This is a genomic window from Kothea flammea, assembly GCF_052161645.1.
Classification (GTDB): Bacteria; Planctomycetota; Planctomycetia; order Pirellulales; family Pirellulaceae; genus Laterigemmans.
Genome location: NZ_CP197414.1, coordinates 3,882,257 through 3,906,362, shown reverse-complemented (window position 1 = coordinate 3,906,362; position 24,106 = coordinate 3,882,257). Strand labels below are relative to the sequence as shown.

Here is a 24,106-nt window from a genome sequence, read left to right as displayed (position 1 = left end):
CACAGCACAACACGCCACCGGAGAACGGCACGCTGGCGCGTGGCGGCTGATGCTGTTTTGTTTAATGACGCATGCGGAGGTGCTTAGTTGGCCAGTCGCCACTGTTCGTTAAAGAAACCGCTGGTCTCGATTTCCCCAGCTCGCAAGGGTGAAGCCCCATTGCTCACGTCCAGCACGGCCCAATCGGGAAGCTGGGCGATTTGCCGAGCGTTATTCAGGTAGGCGTATTGGCGATAGGTAAAGCCGCTGTTGAGCACCACGTAGCGGTTGGGGTTCAGCGGGTTGGGAAAGATCATCGCCACGGCGGAGGTTTCCACCGGATAGCTCTTATCGCCGACCCGCAGCACCGTTCGCGACCATGCGATCGGCAGCTCGGCGATGATCTGTGCGAGCAATCGATTGCCTGTCGGGTCACCGAACAGCACCAAGTTGTGGTCGCGAATGATCGCCGCATCGACTGCCGTGTCAGCGACTTCTCGCACCTCGCCACGAAACTGGCGAGGCCATTCCCGTCGCAAATGGTTCAGTTCGCTGCTCATCCAACGTTCGACGACACCGTGAGCGGCTGGTCGCGACGGGGTGACGACCACGAATGAGTCGCTGAACGCGTCATCGATCGGACCTTGCAGACCGGGCCGTTTGCGGAGACTGGCGTCCGCCGATTCCAGCTCAAACCAAGTATCGTTTTGGCGAATAAAGTTGGCTTTCCAACCTTCGCCCGCGGCGGCTGCTGCGGGGTACAGCGTCTGCTCGTCGAGGGTGACTTGGCCGGAGAGTTTGATTGCGGTCGTTTGCTCGGGGGTGAAAGCCAGCTTGAGATGCGTGACGTTGTTGGTCACCGCTTGAATATCGCCGGCGTCGGTAATGTTGGCTTGAACTCGCGCTTCGGACCAATGTTTCCGCAGCCCTTCCACATGCACCCAGTCGCAGCCTGCGTAACGCAAGGTGAAGGTGGTAAAGTCGATATTGCGGCGGACGAGTGGGCGTCCGTCGATGGCCCACTGGTCCATTTGCTGGGCGATTTGCGTTTGTGACTCGGGATGGATCTTGTGCTCCGTCTCGGGGCCAATGACATGAGGCAACTGAAAGCCCTGGTCTGCTGCCGCGGCGACCATGATCTCCGCCGCTTGCCGTTGGCGATCGAGCTCTCCGCTGTAAGCGATCGTCGGCAGGTTGCGGAGATTGTTGACCCAAGGAGGACAATCGTACCAATTCAACAAAGTGCGGCCAGCTTCATCGAGCTGGAAATCCTCTTTTTGAAAGAGGCGAAGAAATTCCAATGTCTCGGAGAAACCAGCACCCGGCGTGGCGGCCATCCAGTAGCCGGGGTAATGCACGGCCAGTTGCCAACAACCGGCTCCGCCCATGGAAAAGCCCCGGATGCTGATCCGCCGCGGATCGATCGCGGTCAGTTGTTGGAGGTGCTCGATCGCTTCGAACACGTCGGTCTCACCGGCAAACTTAAACGCGTTGCAGTAGCGTCCAAAGGGATGCAGCACGAAAGCATCGGCTGGTGAATAATAGCCCTTATCGCGTTGTCGTTTGCCGAGAAACTGCAGTTCCAGTTCGCGTTCTCCGCGGCCGTGCAGCCAAACATCGAGCCGTCGGGGATTAACCTCAGCAGCTTTCCATTGAGCCGGCATGATCAGCCCGTACGGTTGCACCGAGCCGTCGATTTTCGAGCGAAATCCGCCAACCAGCATGCGGTGCCCGAATTGTTCTTCCGCAACCTGCGTCACTGACACGCCCTCCAGCAGCAACGGCAATCCGGAAAGGCCACGCTGGCAGGCCGCCAGCCGTTGTTCCGCCATGCGCAGGTGATTTTTGGCCGTGGCGAAATCTTGGGGGCGATAGAAAGTTTGTTGTTCAATCGCCAGCCGCACGGCGCGGGTGAAGATAGCCACATCGGGATACCAGGCGTCGGCTTGTTGGCCAGCCGCCAGTTTTGCGGTCGCTAATGCTTCCTCCACCCTCGCCAGTTCCGTTTGTAATGCGGCCAATTGGGCGGCGTCCGGCATTTCCCCGGGAGGGGGCACCGGGCGGACGGCTTTGACGTTGTTATCGGCGGGACCGTCCGCGCGGGTGGAAACACCTGAGAAGAACAACAGCAAAAACATTGAGGCAGCGATGCCGCCGAGCAAGAGCCGAAAGGATTTCACGGAAGCAGTTCCAGCGGTTGAAAAGAGGCGGGTGCGTATAGGCGCAAAAAAATTTTAGCGGGGGTTGGTCGGCCGACAGCAGGTAGCCTGCGGGTTGGGCGATCAAGTACCAGTGACTTCGACCCCCGGTTGCCCTGAGAGGGTCAACAATAGGTCGCCCGATTCGACTTGCGTTCCCGGGCTAGCGGCAATCGATTTTATGATTCCGTTAACTGGCGCGTTGATGGTGGTTTCCATTTTCATCGCTTCCAAGACCATTAACTTTTGCCCCTTCTTGATCGAGTCGCCGACGGCTACGGCCACGTTGATTACCATTCCCGGCATGGTGGCGCCGATTTGCGAGGGGTCTTCGGGGTCGGCTTTGAGAGCGACTTTGCCCTCGGGTTCGCGGGCCTGATCGCGAACGGTAATTTCTCGCGGTTGTCCATTGAGTTCAAAAAAGACCGTCCGAGTGCCATCGGGATGGGCCTCACCGGTGGCCAAATACTTGATGATCAAGCGCTTGCCAGGTTCAATATCGACCGCGATCTCTTCGCCGGGCGTTTGGCCATACAGAAAGTTTGGCGTGGGTAGCGCACCCACGTCGCCGTAACGTTTCACATGAGCCGCGTACTCAGCGAAGACTTTGGGGTAGAGTGATTCCGAGGCCGCGTCGCGATCACTGGCGGGGCGTCCCAGCAACTCAGTCGCTCGATGTCTGGCGGCGTCGATGTCGGCTGGCGGCAAACTCTCTCCGTGCCGCCCTGCGACCGCTTGCACATCACCGAGGATGACCCGCTTGATTTGTTCGGGAAAGCCTCCCGGTGGTTGCCCCATGCGACCGGCCACAAGGTCGATCACCGAGGCGGGAAAGGCGAGCGGCGTTTCGGCCGAGATCACATCCTCCGGTGAGAGATCACCAGCCACCATGAACAACGCTAAATCACCAACCGCTTTGCTCGTCGGGGTGACTTTGACGATGTCGCCCAACATCTGATTCACCTGGGCGTAAGTTCGGCAGACTTCGGCCCAGCGATCGGCCAGTCCCAGCGCGCGGGCCTGCTGAAACAGATTCGTGTACTGCCCGCCCGGCATCTCGTGTTGATAGAGGTCGCCGGTTGCTGGCAACACGGGGCTCTCAAAGGGTAAGTAGAATTCCCGCGCGGCCTGCCAATAGACACTCAGCTGGGTCAACGATTCGGTCGGCAAGGGGCTTTCACGAGGAGTATCTCGCAGGGCTTCGACCAAAATATTTAGGTTGACTTGTGAAGTCCCGCCAGAGAGTGGTGCTAATGCTCCGTCAGCGATTTGCAGGCCCTCATCGGCAGCGGCCAAAATCGAAGCGGCTTGCCCGCCGCCCGTGTCGTGGGTGTGAAAATGGAGTGGAATGCCCACGGCATCCCGCAAGGCTCGGATCAATTGGCGGGCGGCGGTTGGTTTCAGCAAACCGGCCATATCCTTGATCGCCAGGATGTGCGCTCCGGCCGCTTCGAGCTGCTTGGCCAATTCAACATAGTATTTCAGATCGTATTTTGTTCGTTGAGGGTTCTGAATGTCGCCGGTGTAGCAAATACAAGCTTCACAGATCGCGCCCGAATCGAGCACTGCGTCCATTGCCACTCGCAAATTGGGCAGCCAGTTCAATGCGTCAAAAACGCGGAACACATCCATCCCGGCGGCGGCCGATTCCTTCACGAATAGCTTCACGACGTTATCGGGATAGTTCGCATAGCCGACGGCGCTGGAGGCTCGCAGCAACATCTGGAACAAAATATTGGGGACTGCCGAGCGGAGTTCGGTCAATCGATCCCACGGGCTTTCTTTTAGAAATCGCATCGAGGTGTCGAACGTCGCGCCCCCCCACATCTCCAGGGAAAACAACTGAGGGGCCAGCCGCGCGTAAGCCGGGGCGATCTGCAGCATGTCAAAGGTGCGGACCCGCGTGGCCAGCAACGACTGGTGGGCGTCGCGCATCGTGGTATCCGTAAACAACAAATCGGGTTGCTGACGAATCCACTCAATCAGTCCTCGCGGGCCACCTTCCAAAAAAACGTCGCGCGAGCCAGGCGGCAGCGGTTGGACGGCGTCGAGATCCGGCAGCGGGGCCGGAGTCCGTCGCGTCGCAACCGGTCGGCCGGTAACCAGCGGGTTGCCATTAACGATCGTCTCGGCGAGGAAATTCAATAAACGTGTGGCGCGATCTCGCCGCCTGGGCAACTTGAAAAGCTCGGGCGATTGATCGATCATCCGCGTGGTCGCCTCGCCTTTTAAGAACGTGGGATGTCCCACCAGGCGAATTAAAAAAGGGATGTTCGTTTTCACGCCACGAATGCGAAATTCTTGCAAGCAGCGATCCATCCGCCGCGCCGCTTCGCTGAGACTGCGTCCCCGCGCCGTGCATTTGACCAACATCGAATCGTAGAAAGGATTGACGACAGCCCCCGAAAACGCGCTGCCGGCATCCAAACGAATGCCCATGCCGCCGGCCGATCGGTAGTGGGTGATGCGGCCATAGTCGGGCCGGAATTGACTTTCCGGATCTTCCGTTGTCACGCGGCATTGAATCGCAAAACCGGACGTTTGGATATTCGCTTGCGTCGGCATCCCCACCGCGTCGTCGTCCAGCCGGTGTCCCTGGGCGACCAAGATCTGCGAGCGGACAATGTCGATGCCGGTGACTTCTTCGGTCACTGTGTGTTCGACTTGGATACGCGGGTTGACTTCGATGAAGTAAAAATCACCCCGGTCAACATCGAGCAGAAATTCGACCGTGCCCGCATTCTCGTAACCGACTTCGCGACCAATCTTTAGCGCCGCTTCGCAGAGTTGCTGTCGCGTTTCGGCTGAAAGGTTGGGGGCCGGAGCGATTTCGACCACTTTTTGGTGCCGACGCTGGACGCTGCAGTCGCGTTCGTAAAGATGTACGAGACCGCCATGTTGGTCCCCCAGCAGTTGAACTTCGATATGCCGGGCCCGCTGGACAAAGCGTTCCACGAAAATTTCATCGCTGCCGAACGCGGTCAGCGACTCGCGCTGCGCTTGCTCCAAACCGCCAGCCAGGTCGGCTGCCGACTCGATCACCCGCATGCCGCGTCCCCCGCCTCCCTTGGAAGCTTTGAGGATCACGGGAAAGCCCAAAGAATCGGCCGCCGTCGCCGCTTCCTCCAAACTGCGGACTGCCGCTTTCGTGCCGCCCAAAATTGGCACTCCCGCTTTTTCTGCGAGCTGTCGGGCTGAGGTCTTGTCACCGAGCAACTGCAGGCTGCGAACGCTGGGGCCGACAAACAGCACGCCAGCTTGTTCCAGAGCGGCGGCAAAGTCGGGGTTCTCGCTGAGGAAGCCGTAGCCCGGGTGAACCGCGTCGATTTTGTGGCCGACACACAAAGCGACGATTCCCGGAATGTCCAAATAGGAGCGGATCGGTTCGCCCGATCGACCAATTTGGTACGCCTCGTCAGCCTTAAAACGATGCAGCGCGTAGCGGTCCTCGTGGGAGTAGATTGCCACGGTGCGAATGCCCAGTTCGGTCGCACTACGAAAAACACGGGTGGCAATTTCACTGCGGTTGGCAACAAGCAGCTTGCGGATCGGACGCATCGGCGGGACTCAAGCGAGAAAAAAGAGGCGGGGTGGGACAAATAACACATTATCGCAGGTAACGATCGGGTACGAGTGGGAGTACCAAGCTCGTACTCGTACTCACTCCTGGCAGCTCGCTCGCCGATTACGATTGCGCTCGCCGATTACGATTACGAGCACCGCTTCGCTGAGCACGAGCACGCGAGAAACGCGTTCCTCTTTTTACCTCCCGCCCCACCGCCCACCGCCGGTGGGTGGCCGAGAAAGTGGGTCTAGACGGTCGAGTGGCAGAGCGTTTGGAAAGAAGCCGAGCCGCGAATGAGGTCAAAATCGGACTCTGCTGAGAGCAGACCGCGGATGCTGGGTTCCAGCTCGATCGCCCACAATAGCTCGCCAATCGCCAGCTCGGCTTGATTCAACAACGCCAGGTAACAGGCAAAGTTAAAATGCAGGACCGCGTCATCGGGAAGCACGTTAATCGCTCGCGACATCACCCTGGCTGCTCGATCGGGTCGCCCCAAACGCTTGAGACACCAGCCGAGCGCGATCCAGCCCTGACGCTGCTGGGGCTGACGGCGGAGGGCCGCTAGCAACGGCCCAATCGCTTGACGATGCCGCCCCAGCAAACGCAACGACTGGCCGATCACCAAGTCACGACGCCAAGCTAATTCGGGGGGTGGAGTGGCGGCGATCGCCGACCGCAACGCGCGACGAGCCAAGCGGAGTTGCAGTTTCCTCGTGATGCCCAGCCGGGCTGCAGGCACCGTGACCAGCTCAATCCATCCTTCTGCCGCCAATAGTTTGCCGCCCACATCGCCGCGACATAACTTTTGTTCATTACTCATCGTTGCCCCCCGCTGACGGCCCTTACGCATACGTGCTAGCCAGCCCTCATTCTACCGTCGATCCGTCGACGACAAGCCCAATCCTGGTCAATCTGGGAACTTCGACTCAAGTTCAACGTCAAAGCCAAGACTCAATTTCCATCGACGGTTTACCGCAGGTGGACGCGAGTGCATCAATTCGTCCAATCGTCATAATGCACACAACCCACATGACGGGCATGGACTGAATTAATCCAGGCAAGATAGGCGGTCTAGGGAAAACAAAATTTGAGCCGGAAAGCAAGCGGACTATACTCGCGTCTTAGGTCGAGGTCCGTGGCGACAGTTTTGCTTGACTCGACTGGCTCGTCTGGTCTGGATTTAGAGACAAATTTGACCTCCTGTTACATCATCATCCGCTGTCGGATTACGACCGGCAGCGGCCTCACGTCTTCGATAGGTTGGCTTTATGGCAACCCGTAAACGGCGCCCCGTGGAAAAGAAATCATCCGATCAACGCCGAGCGAGCCGATTTCGGCTTCGCCGATCATTGCTGGAAAAGCTGGAGGCGCGCCAATTATTGGCTGCCGGACCCCAGTTGATTGGAATCCAGCCGAATCAAGGGTCATTGATCGACGCGGGCATGGATCCGGTTACTCAGTTGAACGTCGCACCGCGGGTGTTAACGTTCCGGTTTGACGATGGTCAACAAATCCATCCCGATACGCTGGATGCGATTCGTTTGACACGGGCCGGAAATGACGGCCAGTTGGACACGCTTGACGACGTGCTCATCGAGCCCGGCTCGGTGCTGGTCAACTCTCAGGCTGAGAACGAGGTCTTGGTGCGGTTTGCTGAATCGCTACCGGACGATCGTTATCGGATTGAGGTATTTGCTTTCGATGATCCTTCGTCGGGAATCGTGGGGCTGCGAAACACGGCCGACGACGGCACCGCCGGAGTGCTTTTGCAACCCCGCGACAGCAGCCAGCGGAAAGAGCTGCGCGAGTTCGAATTACGGCTTGGCGCTTTGGTGGAATCGGTGGTGCCGCAGCCTGTCGTGCGTTTGGGCGATGGGACATTGCAGCAGCAGCGTGATCAGGTCACGGTTTATTTTAACGAGCCTTTGTTCTTGGAAGATGTTCCTGGCACGGCGGCTACCGATCCGACGACCGGTGAGGTGATTCCGGGGACTGGGGTGCCGACCGATCGTTCGGCGCACAATCCACGTTTCTACCAGTTGCTTTACACGCAGGATTCGGTCCGCAACACCGACGACTTTTTGTTCTTGCCGACGACGGTGGAATTTAACAACGCGACGCAGACCGCCACGTTGACGTTCGCCAAGGATCTAGAATTATTGATCCGCGAGAACGTGATGGACGGCGTTGGTGGTGGCGCTTATCGGTTGCGAGTTGGTAACGCGGTGAACTTGCCCGCCGGTGTGGATGGTACTCAGGGAGTTCCGACTTACATCAGCGGTGACTTGGCCAATTCGATCGATTTGTTCTTCGAGCCGGACAGTTCGCAGAACTTTGTTTCTTCGGCCCGTTCGACGTTGCGGACCACTGGCGAACAGACCACGACCGTAGAGTTCATCTCGGTCGCTGGGGGTGTCGGTGCCAAGTGGAATCAAGTTCGTTTTGTTGACAGTGGCGTTGGTGGCTTGGCGGTCACGGTGAATGAGACCGACAACTACTTTGATCTTGTTGTCGATTTGGGCGGCGCGAACCCTCGGCCTAGCGTGCAAGCGTTGGTTGATTTGATCAACGACTCGGACGTGACGGTCAACGATGGCGCCAGTTTGCGCGTGGAGGCGATGATTGTTTCCGGCAGTGGTGATTCGCCGCTGGGGGCTGGTCTACCGGCGATGGATCCGATTCGCCTGTTGGCGGATAGTTTCTCCACCGCTTACGACGTCGGCATGTTTGGTGGCTCGCAGGTTACCAGTTTGATTTTCGACGAGACGATCAGCCCGGTTCCTTATACAATCGATTTGCCTGGTGGACCCAACGACCCGGCGGCTCGCGACCTGTTGGGACGCAACGCGGGTGTGTTTGCGGACTACATCAATTCGATGTTCAGCCCCGAATCCGACTCGCAGATCAAGCTGATCGAGTATAACTTTGGCCCCCCCGCGGCCGGTTTGGGGAACAGTATTACCGATGAGATGAAGCAGCGCGTGCGCGAAGCGTTGGATCTTTGGAGCAACTACTTAGGCGTGCGTTTTGTTGAGACCAATTCGGATGGTTTGGCGATTGCCTTGGGGACTCCCACGGCGGTCAATGGTGCGAATGTGTTGCTGTTCAATCAGAGTCGAGCGGCGGTTGTTCCCGACGCGGCTTTTGAAGACGGTTTGTTGGTGCTCGATGCGCTGCATCAGTGGCAAGTCGGCTTTGGACAAGATTTCTTCCGCACGGCTTTCGCTGGCGTCGGCGCCTTGTTGGGCTTGGGGCAAGCTAACGATTTGGGCAATTCCACGGTGATGGCCCTTTCGGACGCTTTCCTGAACGGCACGATCAACCAAAACTTGTTTAACACGGGTGACTTCGATCGCCCCATCTACAACCAGGTTGGGGCCGAGTTCAGCAATCGCCCGTTGGAACCGATTTTCCCCGGCAACTACGACATTCAGCATGGTTCGTTCCTGCACGGCCAGGTCGGCAGCGATCTCGATCTCTATCGCTTTGAAGTCGATGTCACCACAGGCTCGAACACTGGTATTTTGACTGCTGAGACATTTGCTCAGCGGTTGCCCGACAGCAGTCCGTTGGACACGTCGCTGCGATTGTTCCAAGAGACGCAGGCTGCGGTTGAAACCAGTTTTTCGATTCCCGTCGCGCCGATTCGCATCGAAGCGATTGCTCCCGGCAAGCTGGGCAATCAAACCAAGATTGACTTCGTCCGTTCGTTCCGTGATTACAGTCCGCCAGACAGCTCGTTGACGGCAGCGGAAGACGCCCAGCGTAAGCTGGACAATCAAGCAGAGTTCCGCGTCATCATTGTGCAGACCGGGATCAATTCCTTCACCGTCGACATCCCGTTCTTGCCGAATCTGGACTTGTTAGACGAAGCGGACCAAGCGTCCGAGCTGGATGATTTGGCGAGAACACCGCGAGACATGCTGAAAGCGATCCAGGCCGATCCGTTTGCCTCGTCGTTGGTCCGCGTGATCGACGTTCATGGCGATGATTTCGGTTTGTTGGATAACTTCGCCGAGTTCGAGCCGATCTTCAATTTGCCCGAGTTGCCATTCAAGCAATTGGTGCTCAGCGGCGGCGACATTGAGCCGATCGCTTTCAATGACAATTATTTTGGTACCGACTCGCGTCTGCAATTGCCATTGGGCGACGGCGTGTATTACATCGGCGTGTCGGCATCCGGAAATGATCAATACGATCCGGTGATTCCCGGCACTGGGTTTGGCGGCGGCAGCGAGGGTGATTACCAGCTGTTCGTCAAGTTTGAGGCCAACACCGATGGTCGTGATTCGTTGCGAGACGTTGATGGAGATGCGGTTGGCATTCCCGGCACTCCAGTTGACGGCGACGGCGACGGAATCCCTGGCGGGGCGAATAACTTCTGGTTCCAAGTTCGTCCCGAAGCGCGACAGGTTGCCTTTGCCAACGGTAGCACCGTGGTGCCAGGTTCCACGATGACGTTGGTCGCTGGTCCCACCGGGATCACGCGCACTTATCAATTCGTTCAAGTGGATGCTTTCAACAACGTCGTTCCCGGTCAACCACCGCTCAGCAGCGGCAACATTGCGATTCGTTACCGGACCAGTTTCTCGTCGAGTCAAATGGCCAACCTGGTAGCCTCGTTGGTCAACGCCCAGTCGGGTTCGACGCAAGTCACCGCAGCGGTCGGCGTCGGTGCTGACATCGACAACCTGTTGACTTTCTCCAACGAGCGTTCGGTCAGCTTTAGCCCGAATTTCCGCGGGGCGACGGTTTACGGTCGCACGATTTTTGTTGACAAATCGGCTAGCGCGTTCCCCGATGGGACCTCAGCGCAACCATTCAACAACATTGCCAGCGCGGTTGCTCCCAGTGCGTTTCGGGTCACTCATCCCGGCGACATTGTCCGCATCGTGGGTAATGGCGGTAACGATGGCTTGTTAGAGACACCGGTTGACAACTTTGCTTACAGCATTGGCTTTGGTGAAACTGGCGGAGCCATCCTTGAAGATGGTGCGTCAATGGACGTGCCATTGGGCGTGACGGTCATGATTGACGCCGGCACGATCGTCAAATTGCGGAATGCCAGGATTGGCGTCGGTAGCTCAAACCTGCAATTGGATCGCAGTGGATCGGCTTTGCAGGTCCTCGGCACCCCGCGGCTGTTGAATGCCGCCGGCGAGCTGATGCTGCGGGGTGAAGAGCCGGCAGTGGGAAGCGTTATCTTCACCAGTTCACGCGACCGCACCGTGGCTCAGGCCACGCCTGGCACCACGTTACCCGGGCAGGGTGATTGGGGCGGGATCGTACTGCGTCGTGATGTGGATGACGAGTTCGGACGTTTCAACCTGGAAGACCAGGGGATTTTCCTCAATCACATCAACTTTGCCGACATCCGCTACGGGGGTGGCAGCAACGTGCGGGTGGATGCGACGCAGGTAACGGTCAATCCAATTCAAATCGTCGACACGCGTCCCACGATTACGTTTAACCGCATCACCGACAGTGCCGATGCGGCGATGAGCGCGGCGCCGAACAGTTTTGAAGAAGTCAGCTATCAGGCACCACGTTATCAAGCTCCGGGAGCTTTCACCTCGGATTACGATCGGGTTGGTCCCGATATCCGCCGCAACGTGCTGACGAACAACTCGCTCAATGGCTTATTCATTCGCGTGGAAACACAACCGGACCAAGATCCGGTGCAACAAGTTGTTAGCGGCAGGTGGGACGATACCGATATCGTTCACATCCTATCGGAGAATCTCATTCTGGCAGGTAACGCGGGCGGAGCAATTCGCGATGGTTTCCGACCCAGCTTGAGTTCGGTGACTCATCAAGTGATCAGCGACGCTGGTTCGGTAGAGCCGGGGACGTACTCCTATCGTCTGACCTTGGTCGACATGTTTGGCTTTGAGAGTTTGGCCAGTGACGCGACGCCTGAATTTACCGTCGCGGGTGATGACAGCCAAATCCGGTTGTCTGGTTTGCCGCAGGTACCAGCTAGCTCGGATTATCGATTCCGCCGGCTGTATCGTTCGGACGATGGCGTAAATTATGGCTTGGTCGCCGAACTGAATGCAAATGCCACGGGTCACGTCGATCGTTTGGCCCAGGCAGACGCCACTAGCATGTTGGATCTGGCTCGCACGGGCGAGCGAGGTCGACCGACTTCGTCCTTGGTGATTGATCCAGGTACAGTTGTCAAGATTCAAGGATCGCGGATCGAGGTTGGATTCGGTGCTCAGCTGTTGGCCGAAGGAACGGAAAGCGAAGAGGTTATTTTCTCCAGCATTCAAGATGATCGCTTTGGTGCCGGCGGTAGTTTCGATACGAACAACAATGGTACGCCCACCACTGGTTTCTCCGCTCCCGCAGCGGGTGATTGGGCTGGATTCTACGCCAGCCCAACCTCGCACTTGAGCTTGGACCACGCCGTGGTGGCTTACGCCGGTGGCTTGTCGCGAATCGAGGGTACTTTCAAAGCATTCAATCCGATTGAATTGCAACAAGCGACCGCTCGGATCGTCAACACGATCTTCGAAGACAATGCCGACGGCATCGGCGGGCAAGGTCCCAACGGACGGTTTGGTCGCTTGGCCAACACGCCTGCCACGATTTTTGTTCGCGGCAGCCAACCGATCATCGTTGGTAACAGTTTTACCGGTAATGAAGGTAGCGTGATTGACATCGACGCCAACTCGCTGTTGGGCGAATTCAATCTCGATGTGGGACGTCAGACCGGCTACGCCGAGCGTCTCGAGGGGCTCGATGACAATCGTGGTCCCTTGGTGCGTCGTAACGCCTTGGACAACAATGAGCTGAACGGAATGGAAATCCGTGGCAACACGCTGACTACCGAGAGCGTCTGGGATGATACGGACATTGTCCACGTTTTGTACGACTCGATCGTAGTCGACAACTTCCATGGTTCGGGCCAACTGCGTCTGCAAAGTAGCCCCAACGAGAGTCTCGTTATCAAGCTGCTCGGAGCCGGTTCGCCATTCAGTGATACCACGGGAACTGGCTTTACGGTTACTGGAACGGAAAACGGTATCGCCGATCGCATCGGTGGTGCCGTTCACGTACTGGGGCGTCCCGGATTCCCGGTTGTCATGACCAGCCTATACGACGACACCGTCGGTGCTGGGCGGAAACCGGACGGAACCGAGCAAACCGATACCAACAACGACAGGTTCGCCACGCGGCCCTCGCCCAATGATTGGCGGAGCTTGTTCTTGGATCAAACCAGCAACGATCGCAACGTGGCAGTCGTGCAAGAGTTGGAACTGCAGACCGATCAGGCTCCTGGCTCAAACGGCCGGGCATCGAGTGCGCAAGTTTTAGGTGACTTGGCTGGCCGGATAGTTCAGGGTGACGATTTGCGTCGCATCGGTTTTGAAGTCGAGGGCTTCCTCAGCCAACCGTCCGATGTTGATGTTTATCAATTCCGTGGTGAAGCGGGCAGCGAGATTTGGATTGACATTGATCGCACCAGTTTTGCTTTGGATAGCGTCGTTGAGTTGCTTGATGCCCAGGGCAGGGTGCTGGCACGCAGCACCAACAGCGGCAACGAGGTTTTTGACTCTGGTACGATTGAAGTCTTCAGCGAGCAAGTTGATGGCTTGGTTGGTCCTCTCTCCAAAGGCCCCTTGGGGCTGGCAACGCTCAGCTCGGGCGACGAGTATTTTGACTTTGGCTCGACCAATCCGCGGGATGCGGGGATGCGAATCGTATTGCCCGGTGCGGTCGGTTCGCGTGGACCATACTTCGTGCGAGTTCGCAGTAATTCAGTCGATATTAACGATGCGGCTGGCGGCTTGACCAGCGGTTCTTATCGTTTCCAAATCCGCTTGGGTGAGCGACAAGAGTTCCCCGGATCGACGGTCACGTTTGCCGACATCCGGTTTGCCAATCACGGTGTGCATGTCAAGGGCTTGCCCGGTGAGTCGCCGTTGTTGGGCGAAGCACAAGAGAATGAAGGTGTGAGTGCGGTCAGCAACAACAACTCGATCTTCCAAGACGCCTTTGCCAGTGGCAATCGTCCTCAATATCTTGGCAACTTGTTGGCTGGCAATGATCGCACGGTCAGCGTCGGTGGTGCGTTGTCCGGTGTCGGTGATGTTGATTTCTACCGCGTCGTGCTGGATGCTCCCGCCGTCGGATCAACCGCTGGTGGAGTGATTGCTCCCGCGGTGTTCGACATTGATTACGCCGATGGTATCAGCCGTCCTGACACCAACATGGCGATTTATTATTCGGCTAGCGGCAGCCCGGCTACGGCTCAGCTGGTGCTGTATGGCTCGGCCAGCAATATCGCCGAGGACCGCACTGGCTTCTTGTCGACGCTGTCGGAGAATATTTTCCACGCCGGTTCGACGGGCTCTGGAGATCCGTTTATCGGTCCCGTCGCTTTGCCAGAGGGAACTTATTTCGTTGGCATTTCACACGGGGCTCGCCAGCCCACGGTGTTGGGTAATACCTCCTCTGTTCGCCGCGAACCGATCAACTCGGTCGTGCGAATTGCCGAAGAGCGGTTCTACTCGGGAGCCGATACGCCGGTGTTGACCACCGCCGAAGCGCCCGTTGTGGCAGAACTGTTCGATACGCAAGCGCTGCCTGCCGGTTGGGAACTCGATGTCTCTCGCGGTGGTAACCCAGGGCATGGTATTCCGGCTTCCTTTGACGGTAGCCGTCCGGCGACTGCCGGTGGACGCAGCTTGCGGTTCAACCCCAGCACCTCCGCGGCAAACACCGTCAGCACGTTTGACTCGGCTACCTTCAGCTTGGCTGGATACTCGGCTGAGGACTTGCCGCGATTGTATTTCAATTACTTCTTCAGCGGCGGTGCTGGTGATCGCGTGCGGCTGGAGATGGTTGCTGGTAACCAAGTTACGACCATCGCTAGCAACACTGGGCAAGATGCTGTCATTGACAACAATGGCGGCTGGCAACAAGCGATTGTGCCGCTGGATGCCTTTGAATTCCGCGACAGTTTGATATTGCGGTTGGTGTACGAAACGGGCAACACCACGTTTGGTGAAGGCTTTTACATTGATGATATTGTGATCGGTTTCGCCGAACGGGGTGAAATGGTCATGGGGGCAACACCGGGCGATGATTCCTTCACCGCTTCGGGTGAACCTGTTGGTATCAGCTCTGGCGAGTACCAATTAGAAGTTCGTCCCGCCACATCCTACTTCCGCACATCGTCGGCCCCCGGTCGTCAAATTGTGCTGGACGAGGCCTTTGATACCAACGATCGGCACGCCGAGTCGATCACGATCGTCGCCCCCGCCGGGGCCGATCTGCAGGATGGCTTCCGTTTCAATCTGGGCGATGGATCCAAGGCGTTGACATTTGAGTTTGACGAGTTGACAGTTGCCACGCCCAACGGCAACGGAGTTGCTTTTGGTAACATTCGTATTCCTTTCCGTTCCGTGGATACTCCGGAAAAGGTTGGGGCCTCGATGCGAGCGGCTATCAACGCCGCCGTGGATCAGAATGGTTTGCGGATCAAAGCGTCGACAGCTTTTGGCGGGATTGTTACCACCCCCAGCGACGAACGGATCAATCTGTACGGACCCGTGACGGGTGATTTCGTCTCGATCGAGGAGTCCATGGCTCCGACGCCGGTCGTGACTACCAATCCGTTGCACGTGCGAATACCAGCTCGTTTCTCAAAGGGACTGGGTGATATCAATGCTGAGCGAGCTCAGGGCCAAGTCATCATTGATAGCAACACCATTTCCGACGCCAAGGTCTATGGAATCTGGAGCGATCCCGGCGACCGCCTGATCGATCCGCTGGATGATAGCGGGAACGTGTACCATGAGAACTTTGGTTTACATTCGCCAGCCCTAGGCGCTGTCCGTAACTTGCCGACCACCAACGACGATGTCATCGGTGGTTTGGCCCCTGGTCTCGTGATTCAAAACAACGTGATCGATCGTGCTGGTTACGTGGGGATTCAGATTCAAGGCGATCAACGGCCGATCGTGATTGACAGCGTGTTCAGCGATAACGTTGATCCGGAGTTGGAGAACTTTACCGACGCTGGTCACCTCTACTTTGGGGCCTTGATTTTCGATGGCCACACGTTTGCCATCGATGCGGGTGGTACACGCGTCGTCTTTGAGTTTGAAGATATCAGCGGTACCGATGAGGCACCGGACACGATCCATAGCGGTGACGTGCAGCCTGGCGGTCGCGGTTGGACTCCCGGCCACGTACCGGTCTATTATCGCTCGGGTGGTCCTGGGGCGAATCCTTACAACCCACCGACACCCACACAGCGGGTTTATGCTTCGACTAAGACCGAAGTTATGCACGCCATGCGTGATGCAATCATCGGTAGTATCTTGGTCACCAATGATTTGGTGCCGTTGGTTGACGTGTGGGTCAACGATTCGATGGCCGCGCAACAGTTCCCGTCTGACATTGAATTCTTCGGCGGTGATTTGGCGGATCCGCTTTCGGCGCTCTATATCCGCGGTGCCAGCGGAATCCATTGGACCACGACTTACAACACTGCTAGGGTGTGGTCTGATCCCGCCTTCCCCTTCAATGGATTCCCCGATTCGAATCAAGCCGGCTATGCGGCGCCGGTGCAGGAAGCGGTGCAACCATTCGCCAGGGTCATTAACAACACGGTTTATGGCTCCGATGGCACTGCGGCAAACTTTGCCCAAGCCGGTGCGCTCGAGCCGAGCGATCAGCTGGCAACCGCGATCGATACCAAGCAGGGTCGCTCGCACAGCGTGGGGGCTTACACCACAACCGGCGTGATCGGCGATGCCAACCTGCCGATTGCCAGTCAAGATGTGGATCTCTATCGCTTCCATCTTGATGTCGGCGATCGTGTGCAGATCGATCTTTCCACGCTGGACGCCGGGCCCGATGTGGCTTTGCGGTTGTTTAACAGCGACGGTGAAGTGCAAATGTTCCCTGGCGGACCGAACGGCGAGTTGGTTGACGTGATTAACTCGGGCGACGCTCCAGGGGCGGCCAGCATCGACTTTACGGCGCTCGCTTCGGATGCATATTTCCTGGGTGTTAGCTCGACTGGAAACGAAGCCTACAACGCGTTGAGTTTTGCGGACCGCGTCGACGGCAGCGGTGGCACGGGTGCGTATGACCTTTCACTTGAAGTGTTGGCTCCTCGCCAGCACGTGCTGAGTCTGCAAGAGGTTACCCAGTTCCAAAACTTGCCAGGCACTACCTTCACGATCGAGCAGGTTGCCGATTTGCCCGGTCAGCCCGGTGTCAATGAAGTGACGTTTGAATTCGTCGCCGGTGGTGGTGTGGCTCCTTTGGCTAACGGCAATATCCCGGTCAACATCATCACTTCCACCGATCATACCGGTTGGCGAACCAGTGATGTGATGCGAGCGATTGCGTCGGCGATCAACCGTACGATCAACGGCAGACCTGTGCTGCCAAACCACGCATCTGGAAATGGTCCCGAGGGTCTCTCCGGCCCAATCGGCCGCGTCGAAGCGGTCGCCTTGGGCGGTGTCGATGGTTGGGATGGTAACAGCGGTCTATCGGTCTACAACGGTGGCACGGTCAACGGTGTGACCTATCCGCTGAGACCTCACGTCTTTGGGCCCGGTGCCATCGACGCTCCGAGCGGCTTTGGTCACAACCGGATTGGCCAAGTCAACAGCGTTGGCATTGGTGGCTCCGATGGTGCTGGTACCAGCGAGAACTATGTCTTGATCCACAATGCGGTGCGGGTCACCGTAAACAATGTGCCCAACTTGGCGGTCGACCCTCAGCCAGGCACGAACATGGATCAGTTGTTGCCGGAAGTTGGCGTGATGGCGCGTAACGGTGCCAGCCCCAGCTTGATGAACAACGTGATTGTCAACACGCAGGCCGCCGTCGAATCCGAGGTTACCAAACGTGCAGGGTTTGGCTCCCAGCGTGGGCCAGATATCCATCCCAAACCGGGGCAGGTGATTGTCGGTGGCACGATTTTCCAACACACCGAGGACGAGCCAGCGATTTTCCAAACGCGGATGACTTGGCCCGGACCAGGTGGTGCGGGTACCGAGACCGATTCACCGAATTTCCCCAGCAACATTAATCCGGCTGGCAGCGGCAGCGATTTCAATTTGCTGCTGGCGGGTACGCAGCCGTTATTCGTCGATCCGTCGAATCACAATTTTGTCCCGGTTCCCGGTTCGATCGCCATCGATAGCTCCATCAACTCGTTGGCCGAACGGGATGCGTACGGTTCGCTCAAACAAGCTCTCGGGTTGCCCGTGAATCCGTTGCTGGCACCGAGCCGCGACGTGACTGGGCAATTGCGAGTTGACGATCCTGAGGTTTCCTTCACCGGCCTCGGTTCCAACGTCTTCAAAGACCGTGGTGCTCACGATCGGGCTGACTTTGTTGGCCCCGTGGCCGTGGCGATCACGCCATTCGACAACGATGCGTTCGGCAACGACAGCGATCCGAACGTCAGCGTGGTACAAGTTCAAGATGGTGTGATCTCCGAGTTCCGCATCCAGTTGCGTGATTCGGGCGACGCTTCCGATCCGTTCCAGGGGAGTGGCGTCGACGATAGCAGCGTGTTCGGACCGACGATTGCTGGAGTGCGTCGTGCCGGTGCGGCCATCACGCTGTTCGAGAATGGTCGCTTGTTGGAGGAAGGTATTGATTATCTATTCTCCTACGATTCGACCAACGATGTGATCACTCTGCGTCCGCTGGCCGGTATCTGGCGGCAAACCGCCGTCTATGAGATTGGCCTAAACAACCGCGATCGCTTCGTGGTGACGGCTCCTGCCGGCCCGCAAGTGACCGATGGCGACCAGTTTCAGATCTATGATGATCAAGGTGGCTTGGTTACCTTCGAGTACGAAGCGGGGCACCAGTTACAGGTTCCCGAAGTTATTACCTTGGCCATCCCCGCCGCCGGCACTGGCAGCGGTGGCATCGCCGATGGGGACCGCGTGACGATCAACGATGGGATCAACACGGTAACCTTCGAGTTCACCACGGAACTCGGCTCGGTACTCTCTGGCAACATTCCCGTGTTGTTTGCCGTTGGTGACACGCCGCAGGAATTGGTTGTCAGTTTGGAAGCAGCGATCCAAAGTAAGATTGACGACGAAACGCTGACTCAGAACATCCCCGGTGTGGGTGTGCGTTCGACTGTTACTCTGCAAGTGGATGGGCAAGACAAATTGCGCATCGGCATGGAGTCGGGCGGTATTGTTAACGCCTCCTCCAGCGGTTTGGTGCAAGCTAGCCGCACGATTGCTCTGCAAGTACCACTTGGCGGCGTTGGTCAAAACGGAGTCGCCGATGGAGATGTCTTCGTCGTCACCGATGGAATCAACACTTTCAACTTCGAGTTCGACAACGACGGCGATGTTGCCGGAGCGAATGTAGCAGTCGACATCGCTGGCGTGACTCAGCCCGATGATGTGGTGCGGGCGATCGATACCGCTTTGGCATCGACAATTTTGGGTGTGACCACGCGCACGATCGGCAGCGATCTGCTCTACCTGGGACTGCCTGAAGGTGGCAACGCCTTGATTGCCTCCGGGCGGTTGGCCGTGGTCAGCTTAGCGCAAACCATGGGGGATGGCGGCACGATTACGCTCACGCCCGAGGGTGGCCAACCGGTCGTCCTGGAACTGAATCGTATGGACGAAGTTAGCGGCAATGATGGTGTCACTTTGCCAAACTTGGCGATCAATTTCACCCGCACTTCCAGTGGTAACGAAATCGCCTCGCAAATCGTCAACGCGATCGCTAACGATCCGACGTTGAACTTGCGACCCACAGCACCCGGCAGCGGTGTGATTTCGGTCGGTGGCGATGCCTCGCTGGTAGTTTTGATAGATAACGAAATCAATCTATCCCGCACTGCCGAGCCTGGCGTAACCGCCAACTCGACGTTGCGGATCTTCGGGCCATTGTTGCTGGAGTCGCCTCTGGGAGGTGGTAACAGCACTCCGGATGGCTCCACCTTCAGCATCACGGCCAACGGTGTCACCGAGCAATTTGCTTTTAATGAAGCAAACACGCCGGTCGATGTGCCGACGGCTGTGCAGATTGATTACTTGCGGCAAGATACCGCGGATGATTTGGCCGCTCGGATTGTGGCGTCCATCAACGGCTCGGGCTTGGGCATCACGGCCACCGCGTTGCCGAATGGGCAGATTTCGCTGGGGCAATTGCCTGATGGCTCCGTGGCCCTGGAGAATTCGACCTTAACCTCCCGCCGGGGCGTGGTCAGTGATGGCGAGACTGTCATCATCACCGAGGAAGGCCAGCAGTTGGTCTTCGAGTTCGAAGATGCAAACGGTGGTGGTGGCGTTGCACCGGGGGCGATCCAAGTCCTCTTCAATTCCACCGACACCACGGACCAAGTGGCTGAATCTTTTGCCGCTGCGATTCGGATTGCCGGAGCCCAGTTGGGGATCAGTGCCGAAAATATCGGTAATGGCGAAGTGGAACTGGTTGATACCCCGCGGACGCGGGTCGACATTTCAGCCGCTCCCACGTTGTCGCTCTCCGGTGTCTCCGGCGGGGCGGTTCCGGTGCTGTTTGTCGAAGCTGCATCGTTCAGCAGCGTGGACCTCAAGCTGGCGATCATCGAAGCGATCAATACTGCCAACGAACGTTTTGGCACCTTCGTGACTTCGCTGACAGCGGTTGATCGGGGTGGGGATACCTTCTTCGTCGAGAATGCCATTTCGGTTGAACAGCCATTGGTCAGCTACTTCATGCCAGCGATCAAGGATGTGACGGGCAATGAGCTGAAGCCGAATCGCTCTGACGGGACCACGCGGTTCACCTTGTTGTTGCCAACCGTTGATTTTGATTACGGTGACGCGCCCGATCCTCAAGCACTAATTACCGGTCGTTATCCTACGCTGGCCAGCTCCGACGGTGCTCGTCACATTTTGGGCGACGGTCCCCTGCTCGGTTCGCGAGTGGATGCCGAAGTTGACGGTCAACCGTTGATCGGTGCTTTGGGCGACGATGCCGCCGCTTACGTGGTGGGTGCTCCCAGTGCTTCTTTGATGTATGAACGTTTGCCAAGCGGGCTGAAGATAACGGTCGACGCCTCGGTTGCAGACGGGGATTTGATTCGCATCGCCAACGCCGCTGGGTCACGGACGTTCGAGCTGGACAGCGATAACATCTTCGCGGAAGATCATTTGCCAGTCCGGTTTGTCGCTGGCGATTCGCCGGAGACGATTGCCCAACGCTTGCGTGAGGCGATTGCCGCCAGCCCGCTGGGTGTGGCTGATGTCGATGTGATGGATGCCACGGTTACCGTGATCACCAATGACGATGATGGCGTTTCTTTCACCTCCGCGACCAATCCGTTTGGAGTCTTCAACCCCAACATCGAAACAGCGATCACCGTTACCGTGACGGGAAGTGGTTTTGTTGATGGTTGGGTCGACTTCAACGCCGATGGTGATTGGGATGATCCAGGTGAGAAGATCTTCACCAATCTGTTCTTCGATGGTGTGAATCCGATCAAGACCATCATGGTGCCGATGCCACCGTCGGCTCCCACGCCCAACCGCGTGCTGGAGACCTACGCTCGGTTCCGCGTGAGCAGCAATGGAAACCTGAATCCCTCGGGACTGGCGATCGACGGGGAAGTCGAAGATTACCAAGTGCGAATCGTGCCTGGCAGTCCGCCGGTGATCAACAATCCGTCGCTGACCTATAACGTCGATGAAGATCAACGGTTGTTGGGCAACGATCCTCAGGGAACGAATAACGCAGACCCCAACGACAATGGACTGTTGGCGGGCATCGTTGATCCCGACGGCGATACGGTAGAAGTCTTCCCGGCCGCCGGTGAGGAAGTGATCAACGGCGTGCCCTTCCAAATCGTCGGCTTGGGATCCAATCAGATCTTCTCCAATGGCGTTGCCACCGGGGATGATGCTGGGGAGCTAGCGGGTGTGTTGAATGTGAACGCCAATGGCACCTTCACGTTTGACCCCGTGCCTGATTACTTTGGTGACGCCGTCTTCCGCGTTCGCGTGCAAGATCGTCAAGCCAGCGGTGATGCCGAACTGGAACTGGTTGCGCCACAATTGCTGACGGTGACCGTGGCGGTCGCTCCGATCAACGATCCTCCGGTGTTGAGTGATCCGGCGGTTAACACGATCAACATTGACGATTCGCCGGAAGACCAAGTGGTGACGCTGGTCAACGCGGACCTCGTGGCCCTCTTCAACGCTGGCCCCGATAACGAAGACGGGCAAGCTTTGCGAGTGCAAACGGCTGGATTCGGCGGAGTGGCGAACGTCACTAAGTTGGGCGGTAGCCTGCAAGTCGCCGCCAACGGGGATGTGATCTATACGCCACCGACCGACTTCAGTGGTCCAGGCACCGACGAGTTCGTCTTCAACGTGGTTGACGCACCCGCCGCCGGTCAAGCTCCGCAGTCGAGCACCCAGCAAGCGACAATCGTGGTCAGCTTCGTAGCTGTCAATGATCCGCCCACGGCTGGGCCCGATTTCTACAACGGTCAGGAAGATCAGCAACTGGAGATCGCGCTAACGGGTGCCAACGGAATTCTTGGCAACGATTTTGCTGGCCCACAGGACGAGATCGATGCCGGTCAGACGGTATCCTTGGTCGCTGACCAGTTCCCGCTGACCACGGTCCGAGGGGGTACGGTGGCGCTCAGTGCCGATGGGCTGACCTTGATCTACACGCCGCGGGACGATTTTGCTGGAACCGATACGTTCCAGTATCAAATCACCGATAACGCCGGCGCCGAAGCGGCGACAGCGTTTGGAACGGTGACTATCGACGTCCAAGGCGTGAATGATGGAGCCGTCTTCGGTGGCCCCGACACGTTGACTTACAACGAAAGCAAGGGCTCGGCTCAGTCATTCGATATCGATCTGAACACTTGGTTCACCGATCCCGAAGGGGACGCCTTGACCTTCCAAGCGACTTCCGCTAATGACTTGTTATTGGTGACTTCGCTGGGAGCGAACGGGATCCTCACGATCACGCTGCCTGAGGATGCGTCGGGGGAAACTGTGCTGACTGTGACTGCCTTCAATCCAGGCAATACGCTGGCGAGTTCGGCCGACATCGACGTGACGGTGGTGAACACTCCCGATCCTCCACGTGAACGTGATAACGTATCGCTTGATCCCATCAACACCAACGAAGATGTTAATGTCATTCGTGACCTCGGCGACTTCTTCTTTGATCCAGATGGCGATGTGCTGACATACAGCCTGGTAACCCCAGCTGGTGAGAATTCGCCGTTCGATCCCAGCTTGATAGCGGGCGTCACCTTCACCGGTGATCAGATGGAGATTCGCTTGGTACCGAATGCCTTCGGCAGCAGCAATCTCACCCTGCGTGTCTCCGATGGGACATTTGCGATTACCAAGACCTTCACCCTCAACGTGGCATCGCAGCCTGACGTGCCGGTGTCGGTGGAAGACAGATACCAGGTACCGGTTCGCGGACGGTTGACGATCAGCGATCCTCGCTCCGGCCTATTGGCAAACGACAGCGAAGCGGATGGGGACGACTTTACCGTGCTGGCGGGTTCAATCAACGGTCCTCAAAACGGCACCGTGTCGGTGAACCCCAATGGTACTTTCACCTACACCAACATCAGCAATAGCAACGTTGGCCAGACCGACACCTTCTCGTACCAAGCGGTCGATGAGAACGGCGGAATCGGGAATCGGGTGACGGTGACGATCGAACTGATTGGCTCAACGCACCAGAACCCCGTCAACAATTTGGACGTTAATGCCGACGGCTCGGTCTCTCCGATCGACGCCTTGAGGATTATCAACCTGTTGAATCGTTCACCTCAGTCGGCGATTCCAATTCGCGATCTGCCAGCACCACCCGATTTCTTCGATACCAACGGCAACGGCTTGGTCGTTCCGATGGACGCGTTGGCGATCATCAACTTCCTCAACCGGAACCCGAACTCCTCGGGCGGGGAAGGTGAAGGCTTTGACCTGCGTCTAGCGACTGGTACCAATTGGGTGTCCGCCGGTACAGCTAACTTGCCGCAGTCCAACTTGGTGCGACCCGAAACGGCAGATGACCTCGGAACTGCCGAGTCGGACGCATTCGGTCACGACGCCTCGAGCTGGCAGATTGTCGACGGTCACTTGGAGGGTGCTATCGATTCGTTGGTGACGATTGGACCGGCTGAGAATGAAGAATCGAAGGCGCGGGCCACCGACGACGCGCTTGCTGACTTGTTAGCGGATTTTGATTTGGGATTGCTGGACGAGTGATTACTCTGCCAATTACTTGCTTTGCGGTGAGTATTCGTCCAGAATCGTTGCAAACGTGCCCCCAGCTGGCAACAGCGGGGGGGCGTGATGTGTAAATGTTGCCACTT

At 57.5% G+C, this 24,106-nt stretch carries 4 protein-coding genes; 1 reads left to right on the top strand and 3 read right to left on the bottom strand.

What is annotated here, in order from left to right; all coding sequences use genetic code 11:
- Positions 1 to 83 precede the first annotated feature (83 nt).
- The 3 genes from SH139x_RS14775 to SH139x_RS14765 all read right to left on the bottom strand — a co-directional run bounded on the left by SH139x_RS14775 (position 84) and on the right by SH139x_RS14765 (position 6,562).
- The gene (locus tag SH139x_RS14775; RefSeq protein WP_488355960.1) at positions 84 to 2,159 is read right to left on the bottom strand and encodes a prolyl oligopeptidase family serine peptidase; all 2,076 of its coding nucleotides are present in this window, start codon (positions 2,157 to 2,159) and stop codon (positions 84 to 86) included.
- Between the two features lie 102 nt (positions 2,160 to 2,261).
- On the bottom strand, positions 2,262 to 5,735 hold the full coding sequence (locus SH139x_RS14770) for a pyruvate carboxylase (protein ID WP_488355959.1): 3,474 nt from the start codon (positions 5,733 to 5,735) through the stop codon (positions 2,262 to 2,264).
- 254 nt (positions 5,736 to 5,989) lie between these two features.
- The gene (locus SH139x_RS14765) at positions 5,990 to 6,562 is read right to left on the bottom strand and encodes a TPR end-of-group domain-containing protein (protein ID WP_488355958.1); all 573 of its coding nucleotides are present in this window, start codon (positions 6,560 to 6,562) and stop codon (positions 5,990 to 5,992) included.
- A gap of 448 nt (positions 6,563 to 7,010) precedes the next feature.
- Between SH139x_RS14765 and SH139x_RS14760 the strand changes: the two genes are divergently transcribed.
- A complete protein-coding gene (locus SH139x_RS14760; RefSeq protein ID WP_488355957.1) occupies positions 7,011 to 23,999 on the top strand; it encodes a cadherin-like domain-containing protein in 16,989 nt (5,662 codons plus the stop codon).
- Positions 24,000 to 24,106: the final 107 nt, after the last annotated feature.

Excerpts from the sequence above, each read along its gene's own strand:
- SH139x_RS14770 (WP_488355959.1), bottom strand. The coding sequence starts at position 5,735 with ATGCGTCCGATCCGCAAGCTGCTTGTTGCCAACCGCAGTGAAATTGCC.
- SH139x_RS14760 (WP_488355957.1), top strand. The coding sequence starts at position 7,011 with ATGGCAACCCGTAAACGGCGCCCCGTGGAAAAGAAATCATCCGATCAA.
- SH139x_RS14765 (WP_488355958.1), bottom strand. The coding sequence starts at position 6,562 with ATGAGTAATGAACAAAAGTTATGTCGCGGCGATGTGGGCGGCAAACTA.